Here is a 15,986-nt window from a genome sequence, read left to right as displayed (position 1 = left end):
GCAGCTTCTAGTTTGAATTCTGCGCTAAATGTACGTCTGGTTCTTTTAGTCATTGTTTCACCTGTAAGTTCATAAGGTGTATATTAACACCTCTAATCAGGTGGCCAAATTAACTATGCCACTACATACACTCCCAAACTTTATGATCAAAAGCCCCCATTAACTAACATATTTGTACTACTGCGACTTTAGCTTCACATAAATTACTCTCTCAAATGGAGAGGCGAAATAGGCCACCCATAATTCATACTCTCTCAAATGGGACAATAGTGATTCTTTACCTGAGTTTGTGAGCTAGCTGCTATATTTCGCACGAAGGAAAGCATGACTTAACTTCTTAAGCCAATTACGTAATTTCAAATAAATTTGGTGCTTGTAAGGTTTAGCCCGTAGAAAACCACCGTCTACTATTAGCAATACCATGTCGCCTTGAAATACCCACATTCTCATAGTACTTAGTTAGTCGCTCGGATGAGCCTACTGCCCGTGTAAATATCTGTTCAAACTCAGTCGCAATTTTCAACCAGTTTTCTTGCGCTATATTCAGTCTATTAAGGATTGTAAGGGCATTGGCGTCAATTACACCACGTTTGTCCTGCCTTACGATTCGCCCTGTAATGTCTACGAGCGTTAAATAGTCCATCAGGCTGTATCGTATCCCTTTGATTTTATCTTTTTGGTCATTGCCGATAAATTTTGCGAGTTCTTTAGGCTGCTTGCCATTAATGGCAGATTTAATTCTTTGTTGAATACTCGTGTAGTCTGAATGCTCTGGCGTTGGCGCTATGTTTGCTCTTACCGGGTTTAAATCAACGTAAGCCATGCAAGATAATAGCGCCGCCTCATCAAGTAACGCTTGAGATTTAAAACGCCCTTCCCAAAATCGCCCCGTGCATTTATCTTCAGTATTGGCTTTGCGAGCAATAAACTCGTTGAGTGAGCGCATAAACCAACTAATATCCATTAATCTTTTGCGATACTCTTCGACACAGCTTGCTATCGTAGCAAGTTCATATGGTTTCAGTGGCTCTTGCTTTGCAAATCGTTGTGTGAGCAAGGTTCCTTTGAACAACATATGCCAACGGGCAACTACTTCTTCGTTTGACCACGTGTTTGCTTGTTCAACATCCACATGTAATACAAGGTGTAAATGATTATGCATCACTGCATAGGCACAGATATCAATAGAATATACTTGAGAAAGTTGGTGAATACGTTGCTCAACCCAATCACGACGATGTTCATAACTTTGACCACTATGTTTATCTACACCACATAAATACGCTTGGCGAACCACTCTACTACACACATGATAATACGGTGTGTCACTTAAACTAATTTGTTGCTCCCTAGGTTTGGGCATTGTCTCTCCTAGACTTATTAAAATTTCCGTTTTCACAAGTCTAGTCAAGAGATGAAAACACGCAAATAACTGTGGGTGTCTTAGTTATTCTTTACATAAGGGCATACAGCAGATGGCTCTCTATGGTGTACCTTTGTTTTGCAATGGCGACAGAGTAAATAATCTGATTGTTCATTAGAGCGCTTTCTCACAATTTGCCTGAATACTTCATCGGCATTGAGTTGTTTCAATAATTCCTTAGCTAAAATGATTTTGCCATCGTGAATGAGCTCCCACGCATCGTAATGTCTGTTTTTTGCTTCCATTGTACAAAACCTCCCTGTTTAAGTTGCTAACAAACTACAGAAAGCTGATTTAAAATCAAGGATAAACCTTTTACTCTCTATATAATATTACTACTCACGTTGCCGTTATTTACTGATACTACTGATAATGTAGTGGCGTTGTCTCCATTTGCTCAACTCGCCGATAGCAACTGACCAACTAAACCGATAATCATTGCCCAACCAACTGACAATTTTGCCTGATTAAGATACTAGAATGCCCCAAAGAATGAGGCATTTAATTATGGGTGTCCTAGTAAGTCACAAAGATGCCTCAAAAATGAGGCATTCAATTATGAGTGTCTTAATTAATTGCCCGAGGTTTGGGCATGGTCTCTCCTAGACTCGTTAAAATTCCGTTTTCACAAGTCTAGTCGAGGAGGAATTATCTGCAAATAATTATGGGTGGCCTAGTTATCTATATTTTTAAAATTTCCGTTTTCACAAGTCTAGTTGAGAGATAAAAACACGCAAATAACTGTGGGTGTCTTAGTTAAACTTTCGAGGCTTTGGATTCAAAAGAATGGGTGTCCCAGTTTATCAGTTAGTTGTCTAGATTAAGAACTTCATCAACCGATATATCGTAAACACCAGCTTCTCCATCAACATACAGCTCTTTCCAGTAGTTATAACCGTCAACAAAACTACTAACGTCTTTACCAGAATCAATTAGCTCTAGCACAGATGCTGAAAATGCTTTAATTGAAAACGGCATAAAGGGGGCGCTACCAGAATCCTCTGAGAGGATAGCGACTCCGACTACGTCTTCGTCTTTAAAACTATCAAAACTTACAATAATAGCTTTGTGCTGACTGTTTGATGAGACAGAGCTACACTTCCACAATTGACCAACTTCAAACTCAGTATTCAACTTATTCACCTATATACTCAATCCATAAGTTTTTGTTTGAGCTGCTAACAAGCAACTCCTTAAATTCAACCAATGAAGTACGACCACTTATATCAACTCTTTCATTAATGAATTGATATAAAAGCTTCGCATGAACTGGGCTTATTCTTCCATCTGAGTATTCATCAACAAACAATCCTGTTTTGGACTTCAAAAACTCAAACGCAGGTTCAAGTATATTAAAGTCCGTATGATTAAGAGAAACCTCAGTACCGTTGTTTTTAAGTATAAATTCTACGCCCATGCTAATTATCAGTCTTCTTTGGAAACTGGGTTACTCTATCACCAGTCTTTTTATCAATGACGGTCACGTTTGTTTTTTCGCCTTTCGTTCCGATTTCTTTATTAAAGTCCTTTTCTACTCTAACTCTGTCACCTTGGTCTTGAACTCTATCAGGTTTTTTAACGGTTTTTTCACTTAGCTTATCCATCTCACTTGGTTTTTTGAATTTACTTTTCTGCTCATATTTCTTCTTTGTTACATGGCGATCCGTATGTCGATTTCGTTTACCGCCTTTCTTTATGTAATCAATTGCCTTCTTCGAAGCCTTTATTACGGTTTGTCTACATGCTGAGTTCGTAGCACACCTAGCTGCTGCAACAATAACGAATTGAACAAGTTGCCCGTCAGGATCAACATACTTATACGGGTTATTGTTAGCATATGCATATCGATTAAAGCCAAATGCTCCATTACCAGCTTCAAAATGCCCTAAAGTATCCACCGGATCATTCGAATAGAAACGACCTATGACTGGATCATAGTATCGTGCCTGCATATAAATTCACAAACAAAAAAGGTCGCATAAGCGACCTTTTTTATAAGAATAACAAATTGTTAAGCGTCAGCTTACCAACCAGCTTTCTCTTTTAGTGCAACACCGATGTCAGCTAGTGAACGTACAGTTTTAACACCAGCTGCTTCTAATGCAGCAAATTTCTCGTCAGCAGTACCTTTACCACCAGCGATAATTGCACCAGCATGACCCATACGCTTGCCCGGAGGAGCAGTAACACCAGCGATGTAAGAAACTACAGGCTTAGTTACGTTAGCTTTGATGTACTCAGCCGCTTCTTCTTCCGCAGTACCACCAATTTCACCAATCATTACGATTGCTTCAGTTTGTGGGTCGTTTTGGAACATTTCAAGTACATCAATGAAGTTAGTACCTGGGATTGGGTCACCACCAATACCAACACATGTTGATTGACCAAAACCAGCATCAGTTGTTTGCTTAACTGCTTCGTAAGTTAGTGTACCTGAACGAGATACGATACCTACTTTACCTGGCTTGTGAATGTGACCTGGCATGATGCCGATCTTAGTTTCACCCGGAGTGATAACACCCGGACAGTTTGGACCGATCATGCGTACGCCAGTTTCTTCAAGCTTCACTTTAACGTCAAGCATGTCTAATGTAGGAATGCCTTCAGTGATAGTTACGATTAGCTCGATACCTGCGTCGATAGCTTCTAAAATTGCATCTTTACAAAATGGTGCTGGTACGTAGATTACTGTCGCAGTTGCGCCAGTTGCTTCAACAGCTTCACGAACAGTATTGAATACTGGTAACCCTAAGTGCTCTTGTCCGCCTTTGCCTGGTGATACACCACCAACCATTTGTGTGCCGTAAGCGATAGCTTGCTCAGAGTGGAAAGTACCTTGACCACCTGTGAAACCTTGACAGATAACTTTAGTATCTTTGTTAATTAATACAGACATTATTTGCCCTCCGCAGCAGCAACAACTTTAGTTGCAGCATCAGTTAAAGATTCAGCAGCGATGATTGCTAAGCCAGAGTTAGCTAGTACTTCACGACCAGCTTCAGCGTTAGTACCTTCCAAACGTACTACTACTGGCACTTCAACACCTACTTCTTTAACAGCACCGATGATACCTTCAGCGATCATGTCACAACGAACAATACCACCGAAAATGTTAACCAATACAGCTTTAACGTTGTCGTCAGAAAGGATGATTTTGAATGCTTCTGATACACGTTCTTTAGTAGCACCACCACCAACATCAAGGAAGTTAGCTGGCTTACCGCCGTGTAAGTTAACGATGTCCATTGTACCCATTGCAAGGCCAGCACCGTTAACCATACAACCTACGTTTCCGTCTAATGCTACGTAGTTTAATTCCCACTGTGCAGCATGTGCTTCACGCTCGTCTTCTTGCGAAGGATCGTGCATAGCGCGGATTTTTGGTTGACGGTATAACGCATTTGAATCAACACCAATTTTGCCGTCAAGACAATGTAAGTTACCTTCTTCAGTGATAACTAACGGGTTGATTTCAAGTAATGCGAAATCATGTTCGATGAACATGTTACCTAAGCCCATGAAAATCTTAACGAATTGCTTCATTTGTGTTGGGTTTAGGCCAAGTTTGAAACCTAATTCACGTGCTTGGTAAGCTTGAGGACCTACTAATGGGTCAATCGCAGCTTTGTGAATTAAGAGTGGTGTTTCTTCAGCAACTGTTTCGATGTCTACACCGCCTTCAGTTGATGCCATGAAAACAACACGACGAGTACCACGGTCTACTACAGCGCCAAGGTATAATTCGTTAGCGATGTCGGTGCAGCTCTCAACTAAAATTTTAGCCACTGGTTGACCGTTAGCATCTGTTTGATACGTAACTAAGTTTTTACCTAACCAGTTTTGAGCAAAATCTTTGATTTCTTCTTTGGTTTTAACTAGCTTAACACCGCCAGCTTTACCACGGCCACCGGCGTGAACCTGTGCCTTAACAACCCACATATCGCCGCCAATTTTGTCAGCAGCTTCAGCAGCTTCTTGAGGTGTATCGCAAGCATAACCTTCAGAAACTGGTAAACCATATTCAGCGAATAATTGTTTCGCTTGATACTCATGCAAATTCATGGTGTTTTATCCATTTATCTGTAAATGATATTGGCAACCAAACTTTACAAGTTCAGCTACCTGTGAAAAGTCGCCCAAGTATAGTACAAAAGCTCTAAAGAACAAACCCCTTAGCACTAATACTATAGTCAAGATTGTATATTTTTTTTTGTGTTGATTTAACAAACATAAAAATTAACAAATAAAAAAGCCGTGTTTAACAAAAACACGGCTTTAGCTTTATGCAAAAATAGCGATTAGATATCTAAAAGCAAGCGTGTTGGATCTTCTAGTAACTCTTTAATTGTTACCAAGAAGCCAACAGACTCTTTACCGTCAATTAAACGGTGATCGTAAGATAATGCTAAGTACATCATAGGTAAGATTTCTACCTTACCGTTAACTGCCATTGGACGATCTTGAATTTTGTGCATACCCAAAATCGCTGTTTGTGGCAAGTTGATAATAGGCGTTGAAATCAAGCTACCAAATACCCCACCATTAGTAATAGTGAAGTTACCACCTAACATTTCGTCCATAGTTAGCTTGCCGTCACGGCCTTTAATCGCTAAATCGCGAATGCCCTTCTCAATGCCCGCCATGCTTAATTGGTCAGCATCGCGCAATACTGGCGTTACTAGGCCACGCGGTGTAGAAACGGCAATCGAAACATCGAAGAAGTTGTGATAAACAATATCATCACCATCGATTGATGCGTTAACAGCAGGGAAGCGCTTAAGTGCCTCTGTAACTGCTTTCACGTAAAACGACATAAAGCCTAAACGTGAACCATGACGCTCTTCAAATACATCTTTGTATTGCTTACGAAGATCCATGATTGGCTTCATGTTTACTTCGTTGAAAGTCGTCAACATAGCTGTTGAGTTTTTCGCTTCAAGTAAACGGTTAGCGATTGTTTTACGTAAACGTGTCATAGGTACACGTTTTTGTGTACGCTCACCTAATGCTGCAGATGCCGCCGGAGCTGATGCTGCAGGTGCTGCCGCTTTTGCAGGAGCCGCAGGAGCTTTTGTTGCCGCTTCTACGTCTTCTTTAGTAATACGTCCGCCTTTGCCTGTACCCTTAACATCATTGGCTGTTAAACCTTTTTCAGTCATTAAACGACGTACAGATGGGCTAGCAATTTCATCACCTGAAGCTGGTGTTTCGTCAGCTGCAGCAGGCGCAGAACCAGCCGATGCAGTTGCACCAGCATTTAGTTCACCAATCTTTTGCTCACCTAAAACAGTTTCGCCGTCAGCGTGCAAAATTTTACCAATTACACCATCGTCTTGAGCAACAACTTCAAGTACAACTTTATCCGTTTCAATATCGACTAGCTGTTGGTCACGTGAAACACTATCACCTTCAGCGACGTGCCATGTAGCAACGGTTGCATCAGCAACTGACTCTGGCAATACTGGAACAACGATATCGATTACTTTACCAGAAGCTGCTGGCACGCTAGGTGCTGCCGCTTCTGCCGCAGGTTTCGCATCAGCAGTTGCGCCTGCTTCTAAAATAGCAATTACTTGTTCGCCTAACACTGTCGCACCTTCTGCTTCATTGATAGCAGTAATTACACCGTCAGAGGTTGCTGGTACTTCAAGTACAACTTTGTCTGTTTCAATATCAACAAGTACTTGGTCTCTTGAAACGCTATCGCCTACTTGTACATGCCAAGTAGCTACTGTTGCATCTGCAACTGATTCAGGTAAAACGGGAACCTTAATTTCGGTTGTCATTAATTTATTCCTTACTCACAAACTCTAATCAACAACTGTCTATTCGACATTTAGCGCATCATTGACTAGCGCTTGTTGCTCTTTAACATGGACAGACATATAACCAACAGCTGGTGCAGCAGACGCTTTACGTCCGGCATATGTCAAATACGTACCCTCAGGAATTGCCGCTCTGAAGTGATGCTGTGAACAGTACCACGCACCTTGGTTTTGCGGTTCTTCCTGACACCAAACAAACTGCTTAACGTGTTGGTATTTCTCCAACTCTTTAGCAAGCTCGGCTTCAGGGAATGGATAAAGTTGCTCAATACGAATAATCGCAATATTATCCTGTTCATTCTTACGACGTTGTTCTAATAGCTCGTAATAAACCTTACCACTACAGAAAACAACGCGTTCAACCTTCGCTGGATCGATATCATCAATTTCACCAATCACATTCTGATATTCACCCGTCGCTAAGTCTTCTAATGAAGAAACTGCTAACGGATGACGTAGTAACGATTTAGGTGACATTACGATTAATGGACGTCTCATTGGACGCACCACTTGACGACGCAACATATTAAATACTTGTGCTGGTGTAGACGGAATACACACTTGCATATTATGGTCTGCACAAAGCTGTAAGTAACGCTCTAGTCTTGCTGATGAATGCTCAGGACCCTGGCCTTCATAACCATGTGGTAACAACATTGTAAGACCGCATAAACGCCCCCACTTTTGTTCACCTGAACTGATGAATTGGTCAAAGACAACTTGTGCACAGTTAGCAAAATCACCAAATTGTGCTTCCCAAATCGTTAAACCATTTGGCTCCGCAGTTGTATAACCGTATTCAAATGCAAGTACTGACACTTCAGATAACACTGAATCATGAATATCGAAAGGTCCCTGACCTTCTCTCACGTTTTGTAGTGGTAAATAAGTGCTAGCATCATTTTGGTTATGTAAAACTGCATGTCTGTGGAAGAAAGTACCACGTCCAGCATCTTGACCCGTAATACGAACACGCTTACCTTCGTCAACAATCGCCGCGTACGCTAAGTTTTCTGCAAAGCCCCAATCAAGCAATTTTTCACCAGCAGCCATCTTCTTACGATCATCGTAAATTTTCTTTACACGCGACTGAATCGGGTGATCGTCAGGATAAGAAGAAATACTCTCGGCTAACGACTTCAATTTATCTAATGAAATCTCATGATCGTATTCATCATCCCAGTCATGGCCTAAGAAAGGTGTCCAATCTACCGAATGCTCTGTCATCGGACGCCATTGTTCTACAGTACATTGGCCTTCGTCTAATAACTTACGATAATAGGCAGTCATTTCGTTAGATTTGTCTAGCGCGATACTGCCTTCTGCGTTTAGCTTGTCCGCATAAAGCTGACGTGGTGTAGGATGTTTCTTCACCTTTTGGTACATCAACGGCTGCGTTGCATTAGGCTCATCAGCTTCGTTATGGCCATGGCGGCGATAACAAACTAAATCGATAACTACATCACGCTTAAATTTGTTTCTAAAGTCTAGGGCGATTTGCGTCGCTAAGATTACTGCTTCAGGGTCGTCACCATTAACATGAAGAATCGGTGCCTGTACCATTTTTGCAATTTCAGTACAGTATTCCCCTGAACGTGTATCTTCAGGATTAGACGTTGTAAAACCAACTTGGTTATTGACAACAATGCGAATACTACCACCAACCTTGAACGCGCGAGCTTGCGACATGTTGAAGGTTTCTTGTACCACACCTTGACCTGCGATTGCAGAATCACCATGTATAGTAATAGGTAGAACTAAGTCACCTTGATTACAATCGCGGCGGTCTAAACGTGCTCTAACTGAGCCCATAACCACTGGATTTACAATCTCTAAATGAGATGGGTTAAACGCTAATGCTAAATGAACATTACCACCCGGTGTAACAAAATCAGAAGAGTAGCCTTGGTGATACTTAACGTCACCTGAACCTAATGCTTCGTCGTGCTTACCACTGAACTCATCAAACAACATAGTTGGGTTTTTACCCATCACGTTAATAAGTACGTTTAAGCGACCACGGTGAGCCATACCAACAACCACTTCTTTGGTGCCATGAACACCAGCGCGGGTAATTAGCTCTTTAAGCATTGGAACTAAGCTATCACCACCTTCTAGCGAGAAACGTTTGGCACCTGGAAATTTAGCACCTAAATACTTCTCTAGACCATCGGCAGCAATTAAACCTTTAAGAATCTCTTCTTTTTCTTCAACTGAAAGTTTTGCTTGTGACTGCACTGATTCAAGGCGGTGTTGAATCCATCGCTTTTCTTCAGTAGAAGTCATGTGCATGTATTCTGCACCAATAGAACCACAATATGTATTTTTAAGCGCGTTGTACAAGTCGCCTAATTTCATTGTGTCCTGGCCACTGGCAAACGAACCAACATTGAATTCTTTATCGTAGTCATTTTCAGACAAATCGTGATGCGATAATTGCAAATCACGTACTTTGTCACGCTTCCATAATCCTAAAGGATCAAGGTTGGCATTTTGATGACCGCGAAAACGAAAAGCATTAATGAGCTGTAACACTTTAACCTGTTTAGCATCAGAACCACCAGAAAGTACAACCGCGCGATGTGGCTGCTTCGCTAGTTCTTTAAACTCTTCGCGAATAGCAGAATGTCGGTACTCAATATCAGCACCTTCAATTTTAGGAAGATTTTCGAAAATTTCGCGCCACTCTGCAGAAACAGATTGCGAATTATCGAGGTAAGATTCATATAACTCTTCAATGTAAGCAGTATTACCACCGCTAAAATGGGAAGACTCAAACCAAGCCTTCATTACACCTTCTGGCATTGCCTGTTCCTTTATTGGGATTAAAGCAATAAATATTCATATCTAACAAAATAAGCGGGAATACACCAAAGTGCTTTCCCGCAATACTTTATTAAACAGCCCTAGTTAATAGCATCGACTTGATATGGCCGATAGCTTTTGTTGGGTTCAATCCTTTCGGACAAACGTCAACACAGTTCATGATACCGTGACAACGGAAAACGCTGTAGGCATCTTGTAAATCGTCTAATCGCTCATCCGTTGCTGTATCACGGCTGTCGATTAAGAAACGATAGGCATGTAATAATCCAGCTGGTCCAATGAACTTATCTGGATTCCACCAGAAAGAAGGACAAGACGTAGAGCAACAAGCACATAAGATACACTCGTAAAGACCGTCTAATTTTTCACGATCTTCAATCGATTGTAAGTGCTCTCTTGCTGGCTGGTTTTTGCCATCGTTAATTAAGTATGGTCTGATTTTTTCATACTGATTGTAAAATTGTGTCATGTCGATAATTAAATCACGCACAACCGGCAATCCAGGTAACGGGCGTAAAACGATTTTCTTCGCTTTAACTGCTGATAATGGCGTAATACAAGCCAAACCGTTTTTACCATTCATGTTCAAACCATCTGAACCACAAACTCCTTCACGACATGAGCGTCTAAATGATAGCGTTGGATCTTGCTCTTTTAACAAGATTAGCGCATCAAGTACCATCATGTCTGAACCTTCAGGAATTTCCAGTTCATAATCTTTCATATAAGGCGCATTATCAACATCTGGGTTGTAGCGATAGATTGAAAAAATCTGCTTCATCTTTAATGCTCCTAGTAAGTTCTAACTTTAGGTGGAAATGCTTCACGATGTACAGGTGCCATGTTTACACCACGCTTAGACATTTCTTCAGTCTCAGGCGTGTAAATGCTATGACATAACCAGTTGTCATCGTCACGTTCAGTAAAGTCCTGACGCGCGTGCGCACCACGGCTTTCTGTACGGAAGTTTGCAGCTTTAGCTGTACAGAAAGCTGTTTCCATCAAGTTATCTAGCTCTAAACACTCAATACGTTGTGTGTTGAACTCTGAAGACTTGTCGTCAAGTTTCGCATGCTTAAGACGCTCACGAATCTCAGTAAGCTCTTTCATGCCCTGAGCCATTGCTTCACCTTCGCGGAATACCGAGAAGTTTAACTGCATGCACTGTTGTAGGTCTTTACGGATTTGAACAGGATCTTCACCCTTATCCGAACCTTCCCAACGATTGTAACGCGACAAGCTTGATTCTAAATCAGATGCTGACGCTTCTTTATCAAGTTGAGTTTCTGCTAAGTACTTGCCTAAGAAGTTACCCGCTGCACGACCAAATACAACTAAATCAAGCAATGAGTTACCACCTAAGCGGTTCGCACCATGTACTGATACACAAGCAATCTCACCTACCGCGAACAAACCTTCTACAAGCTTCTCTTCGCCATTTGCGTCAATCGTAATTGCCTGACCGTTAACATTACAAGGGACACCACCCATTTGATAGTGACATGTAGGAATAACAGGAATCGGCTCTTCTGCTGGATCAACGTGAGCGAATGTTTTCGATAAATCACAAACACCCGGTAAGCGTTGGTTTAACGTTTCGCGACCTAAGTGATCTAACTTAAGCTTAATGTGTGGACCCCAAGGACCGTCACAACCACGACCTTCACGGATCTCTGTCATCATTGAACGAGCAACAACGTCACGACCCGCTAAGTCTTTGGCATTAGGCGCATAACGTTCCATGAAACGCTCGCCATCTTTATTCAGTAAGTAACCACCTTCACCACGACAACCTTCAGTTACTAGTACACCAGCACCAGCAATACCTGTTGGGTGGAACTGCCACATTTCCATGTCTTGCATTTGAATGCCAGCACGAAGTGACATACCAACACCGTCACCTGTATTAATGTGCGCGTTAGTTGTTGAAGCGAAAATACGACCCGCACCACCAGTAGCTAATACGGTTGCGCGCGCTTTAAAGTAAACAACTTCGCCTGTTTCAATACAAACAGCCGTACAACCAACCACTGAACCGTCTGCATTTTTAACTAGATCTAATGCATACCATTCTGAAAATACGTTGGTTTTATTTTTAACATTTTGTTGGTACAAACAATGTAACAATGCGTGACCCGTACGGTCAGCTGCCGCTGCAGTACGTGCAGCTTGTTCGCCACCAAATTCTTTAGACTGACCACCGAAAGGACGTTGGTAAACTTTACCATTTTCGAAACGAGAAAATGGTAAGCCCATGTTTTCAAGTTCAATAATTGCTTCTGGGCCAGTTTTACACATGTACTCGATAGCGTCTTGGTCACCAATAAAATCAGAACCTTTTACCGTATCGTACATATGGTATTCCCAATTATCTTCGTGCGCATTACCTAGCGCTACTGTGATACCACCTTGTGCAGACACAGTATGAGAACGAGTTGGAAATACTTTAGAAATCAGTGCACACGATTGCCCTGATTCAGAAATTGCTAATGCTGCGCGCATACCCGCGCCGCCTGCGCCAATTACAATGGCGTCAAATTCACGAACTGGAACGCTCACTTACACACCCCACACTGTTAATAGGCCAGCTACTAAATATGCTAGTAACGTTACGGCAAAAAAGAACTGTAACACACCGCGTAAAAACGCTGGTTTTACATAATCAGACAATACTTGCCATACGCCAATCCACGCATGGATAAGTAAGCTAAACAAAGCAAGCACAGTCAGTACTTTAGTACAAAGGTTTGCAAAGAAGCCTTGCCAAATTTCGAAGGTTACTTCAGGTGTCGTGATAAAAAAGCCAAGTATATAAAAAGTATATATTGCTAAAATAACTGCACTTGCGCGAAGTAGTATAAAGTCATGTACGCCACTACGGCCTACAGTTGCTGCGTTATTTACCATAATTTAACTCCCGCTAGCACTGTTAATACAATCCACAAAACAATAATAGCCTTAGCGCTTGCGTTACCTGAAGCTTTCTCTTCAAAGTGACCAAGATCCATTAATAAATGTCTGATACCACCCAATAAGTGATATAAAAGCGCTGAAACAATGCCAATAATGATTAATTTGAAGAATACACCGTCAAGTAATGATTTAACTTGTTCGAATCCTTCAGCAGAAGATAAAGATAATGATAGTGTCCACAACAAGATACCAATGGCAAATACCATAATCACACCAGAAATACGGTGTAATATTGATGCATTAGCTGCAGGATGCATTTTTATTGTGGTAAGGTCTAGGTTTACTGGACGTTCTTTTTTCACGATTTTCGCCTAACAGCTCAGTGAGCCTTCAACTTTTTTTTTTGCCACCCACACCATTTACATAACTTATAATTATATAAAATTTTATGAGTAACCCCCCAAAGATCTTAGCTAATATTTCACGAATTACATACGAATGCGTAAACAAAGCTTAGATCAGCCTGATTATATAGCTGAAAATTATTAATTACAATTTTCTTAGTACACAATTTTCGTGCTATTTTAAAGGCTTGCGGCGAAATTTTGACCATTCACCATCGTTATTACGTAATTAGTCTAATCTTATAACAATTGGTTTGACTTTGAGGGGGTACTTTGAAGTAGAATACCGAGCAGTTTTATATTCATAAAATCTGACTAACTTTTCAGTTAGTGCCGGATTAAAAAATTGATAGGGGATAAAACATATGGCTGATTCAAAGGCCTCAATAAGTATAGACGGTAAAGTTATCGCTGAGTTACCAATTCTAAAAGGTACAGCTGGTAACGATGTTATCGACATCCGCACACTAGGTGGCGCAGGCTATTTCACTTACGATCCAGGCTTTTTAGCAACAGCATCATGTGAGTCCGCAATTACATTTATCGACGGTGGTAAAGGTGTATTGCAACACAGGGGTTACCCAATTGATGCACTGGCAAAAGACGCAGATTACCTAGAAGTTTGTTACATTTTGCTAAACGGTGAAGCACCAACTAAATCACAATACGACGATTTCAAGAGCATTATCACGAACCATACAATGGTTCATGAAAAACTTGCGCATTTCTTCCAAGGCTTTTTGCCAGATGCTCACCCAATGGCGATGTTATGTGGTGTTGTTGGCGCAATGTCGTCTTTCTACCATTCAGATCTAGATATAAATGCAGCTGATCAACGTATGCGTAGTGCGCATCGTTTAATCGCTAAAATGCCGACGATCGCTGCAATGGCATACAAGTACAGCATAGGTCAACCTTTCGTATATCCACGTAATGACTTAACGTATGCAGAAAACTTCTTACATATGATGTTCTCTGTACCTGCTGAAGAATACAAAGTAAGTCCAACACTTGCTAAAGCAATGGACCGTATCTTCACATTACATGCCGACCACGAACAAAATGCATCTACGTCAACGGTACGTTTAGCTGGTTCGTCTGGTGCTAATCCTTATGCGTGTATCGCTGCAGGTGTTGCATCATTATGGGGTCCTGCTCACGGTGGCGCTAATGAAGCATGTTTAACAATGCTAGAAGAAATCGGTGATGTAAGCCGCGTTGATGAATTTGTTAAAAAAGCGAAAGATAAGAACGACTCTTTCCGCTTAATGGGCTTTGGTCACCGCGTTTATAAAAACTTCGACCCTCGCGCTACCGTAATGCGTGAAACGTGTCATGAAGTATTGAATGAACTTGGTGTGAAAGATCCACTACTTGACGTTGCAATGGCCTTAGAAAAAGTAGCACTTGAAGACCCATACTTCATCGAGAAGAAACTTTATCCAAATGTAGATTTTTATTCAGGTATTATCCTGAAAGCAATCGGTATTCCAACTAACATGTTCACAGTGATCTTTGCTATGTCACGTACAGTTGGCTGGATTTCACATTGGGATGAAATGTTAGGACAACCAGGTCAAAAGATTGGCCGTCCTCGTCAAAACTACATTGGCGAAATTAACCGTGAATTTGTTCCTTTGAAAGACAGATAATCGGTTAGTTGAACTAGCATAACAAAGGCAGCATTCGCTGCCTTTTTTATGTTCAGGACAAACGGTATGTCTTTTATGTTCAGGACAAACGGTATGTCGCGTCCTTCGATTGCTTCGCACTCAGGATGTATATGGTCTCCTCCTGCTGTGCAAGTACTTTTTTGAAATAAACAGATGGCTTACGTATATCCGGCCTGTTTGTTGAGGTTACCCTCTGGCCTTGATGAATCTTTCGCACCCAGCGTCCTCATCGAACGGTCGGCTTGTTAAGCCATCACCCTGAACAGGTTTTCACTGGGTCGAGCTCTCTGTTGTCATCGTATTAGTACATTGCGCAACTCTGTCGTTAAACTTTACCTATCGTTAAATCGTCTACTAAACCGCAGGGCGGTATGTTTCACCTTTTGCCACTATCACCCAAGCGATTCTTACCACTTTGTTTACCAGGGCTACAACTGCTTTATTAAAACCGCGTCTTTCGACTAACCCTCTAAGCCATAAACTTAACTTGTCTTCTTTCATTTGCTTAATCGCTTGTGTCACGACAGCCCTGGCTCCATGCACTAAGCTGGCTCGCAAGCGACTATTCCCTCGCTTGCTAATCCCTTGCTGTCGCACTTTTCCACCTGTGGTATATTGCTTAGGTACAACCCCCAGAGCGGCTGATGCATCTCTTCCTCGTTTAAACTGCTTGCCGTCGCCTAACCAATGGAGCAAGCTAAACGAGTTAATCGGCCCAACTGCGGGTATAGCAATTAACTTCTGGCATATATTCTCTGATTTAACCTTTTGTTGTAACTTCTGGTTATACCAATTAAGTTCAGACTTTGTCGCCTGAAACTGCTGATATCGCCTGAATAGTATTTCTCTGAACTCAGGTGTTAAACCATTTTCACCATCTTCTAAAATCAAAGGCAAATCTCGCGTAAAGCTCGCTACGCCT

The 15,986-nt window shown here is 41.5% G+C and carries 15 protein-coding genes; 1 reads left to right on the top strand and 14 read right to left on the bottom strand.

What is annotated here, in order from left to right:
* Positions 1-382: 382 nt before the first annotated feature.
* The 13 genes from ACSLUK_RS19630 to sdhC form a co-directional block, all read right to left on the bottom strand.
* The gene (locus ACSLUK_RS19630; protein WP_448550495.1) at positions 383-1,363 is read right to left on the bottom strand and encodes a transposase; all 981 of its coding nucleotides are present in this window, start codon (positions 1,361-1,363) and stop codon (positions 383-385) included.
* A gap of 80 nt (positions 1,364-1,443) precedes the next feature.
* Positions 1,444-1,668 (bottom strand): hypothetical protein, encoded by a 225-nt coding sequence (locus ACSLUK_RS19625; protein ID WP_448550494.1) that lies wholly within the window; start codon positions 1,666-1,668, stop codon positions 1,444-1,446.
* Positions 1,669-2,230: 562 nt separating this feature from the next.
* Positions 2,231-2,557, bottom strand: coding sequence for a hypothetical protein (locus tag ACSLUK_RS19620; RefSeq protein WP_448550493.1), 327 nt, complete (start codon positions 2,555-2,557; stop codon positions 2,231-2,233).
* 1 nt (position 2,558) lies between these two features.
* A complete protein-coding gene (locus ACSLUK_RS19615; protein WP_448550492.1) occupies positions 2,559-2,840 on the bottom strand; it encodes a hypothetical protein in 282 nt (93 codons plus the stop codon).
* 1 nt (position 2,841) lies between these two features.
* Positions 2,842-3,375 carry an RHS repeat-associated core domain-containing protein gene (locus ACSLUK_RS19610; RefSeq protein ID WP_448550491.1) on the bottom strand — a complete coding sequence of 178 codons (534 nt, stop codon included), beginning with the start codon at positions 3,373-3,375 and terminating at the stop codon, positions 2,842-2,844.
* A 71-nt stretch (positions 3,376-3,446) separates the two neighbouring features.
* Complete coding sequence (gene sucD, locus ACSLUK_RS19605) at positions 3,447-4,319, bottom strand: succinate--CoA ligase subunit alpha (protein ID WP_448550490.1); 873 nt, start codon at positions 4,317-4,319, stop codon at positions 3,447-3,449.
* A complete protein-coding gene (sucC, locus tag ACSLUK_RS19600; RefSeq protein WP_448550489.1) occupies positions 4,319-5,485 on the bottom strand; it encodes an ADP-forming succinate--CoA ligase subunit beta in 1,167 nt (388 codons plus the stop codon). Before sucC ends, sucD begins: the two co-directional genes overlap by 1 nt.
* A gap of 236 nt (positions 5,486-5,721) precedes the next feature.
* Positions 5,722-7,209, bottom strand: a complete 1,488-nt coding sequence (gene odhB / locus ACSLUK_RS19595; RefSeq protein ID WP_448550488.1) for a 2-oxoglutarate dehydrogenase complex dihydrolipoyllysine-residue succinyltransferase — start codon at positions 7,207-7,209, stop codon at positions 5,722-5,724.
* Positions 7,210-7,248: 39 nt separating this feature from the next.
* On the bottom strand, positions 7,249-10,053 hold the full coding sequence (locus tag ACSLUK_RS19590; RefSeq protein ID WP_448550487.1) for a 2-oxoglutarate dehydrogenase E1 component: 2,805 nt from the start codon (positions 10,051-10,053) through the stop codon (positions 7,249-7,251).
* Between the two features lie 91 nt (positions 10,054-10,144).
* A complete protein-coding gene (locus tag ACSLUK_RS19585) occupies positions 10,145-10,855 on the bottom strand; it encodes a succinate dehydrogenase iron-sulfur subunit (protein WP_448550486.1) in 711 nt (236 codons plus the stop codon).
* Between the two features lie 11 nt (positions 10,856-10,866).
* Positions 10,867-12,633 (bottom strand): succinate dehydrogenase flavoprotein subunit, encoded by a 1,767-nt coding sequence (gene sdhA / locus ACSLUK_RS19580; protein WP_448550485.1) that lies wholly within the window; start codon positions 12,631-12,633, stop codon positions 10,867-10,869.
* Complete coding sequence (sdhD, locus tag ACSLUK_RS19575; RefSeq protein WP_448550484.1) at positions 12,634-12,981, bottom strand: succinate dehydrogenase, hydrophobic membrane anchor protein; 348 nt, start codon at positions 12,979-12,981, stop codon at positions 12,634-12,636.
* Positions 12,975-13,349, bottom strand: coding sequence for a succinate dehydrogenase, cytochrome b556 subunit (sdhC, locus tag ACSLUK_RS19570; RefSeq protein WP_448550483.1), 375 nt, complete (start codon positions 13,347-13,349; stop codon positions 12,975-12,977). Before sdhC ends, sdhD begins: the two co-directional genes overlap by 7 nt.
* A gap of 407 nt (positions 13,350-13,756) precedes the next feature.
* Here sdhC and ACSLUK_RS19565 point away from each other — a divergent pair, with 407 nt between their 5' ends.
* A complete protein-coding gene (locus ACSLUK_RS19565) occupies positions 13,757-15,043 on the top strand; it encodes a citrate synthase (RefSeq protein ID WP_448550482.1) in 1,287 nt (428 codons plus the stop codon).
* 375 nt (positions 15,044-15,418) lie between these two features.
* Here ACSLUK_RS19565 and ACSLUK_RS19560 read toward each other — a convergent pair.
* Positions 15,419-15,986 (bottom strand): transposase (locus ACSLUK_RS19560; protein ID WP_448550481.1); only part of this gene is annotated, 568 nt, incomplete at its 5' end.

This window comes from Thalassotalea fusca, assembly GCF_053485835.1.
This window is presented reverse-complemented; position numbering and strand designations above follow the sequence as displayed.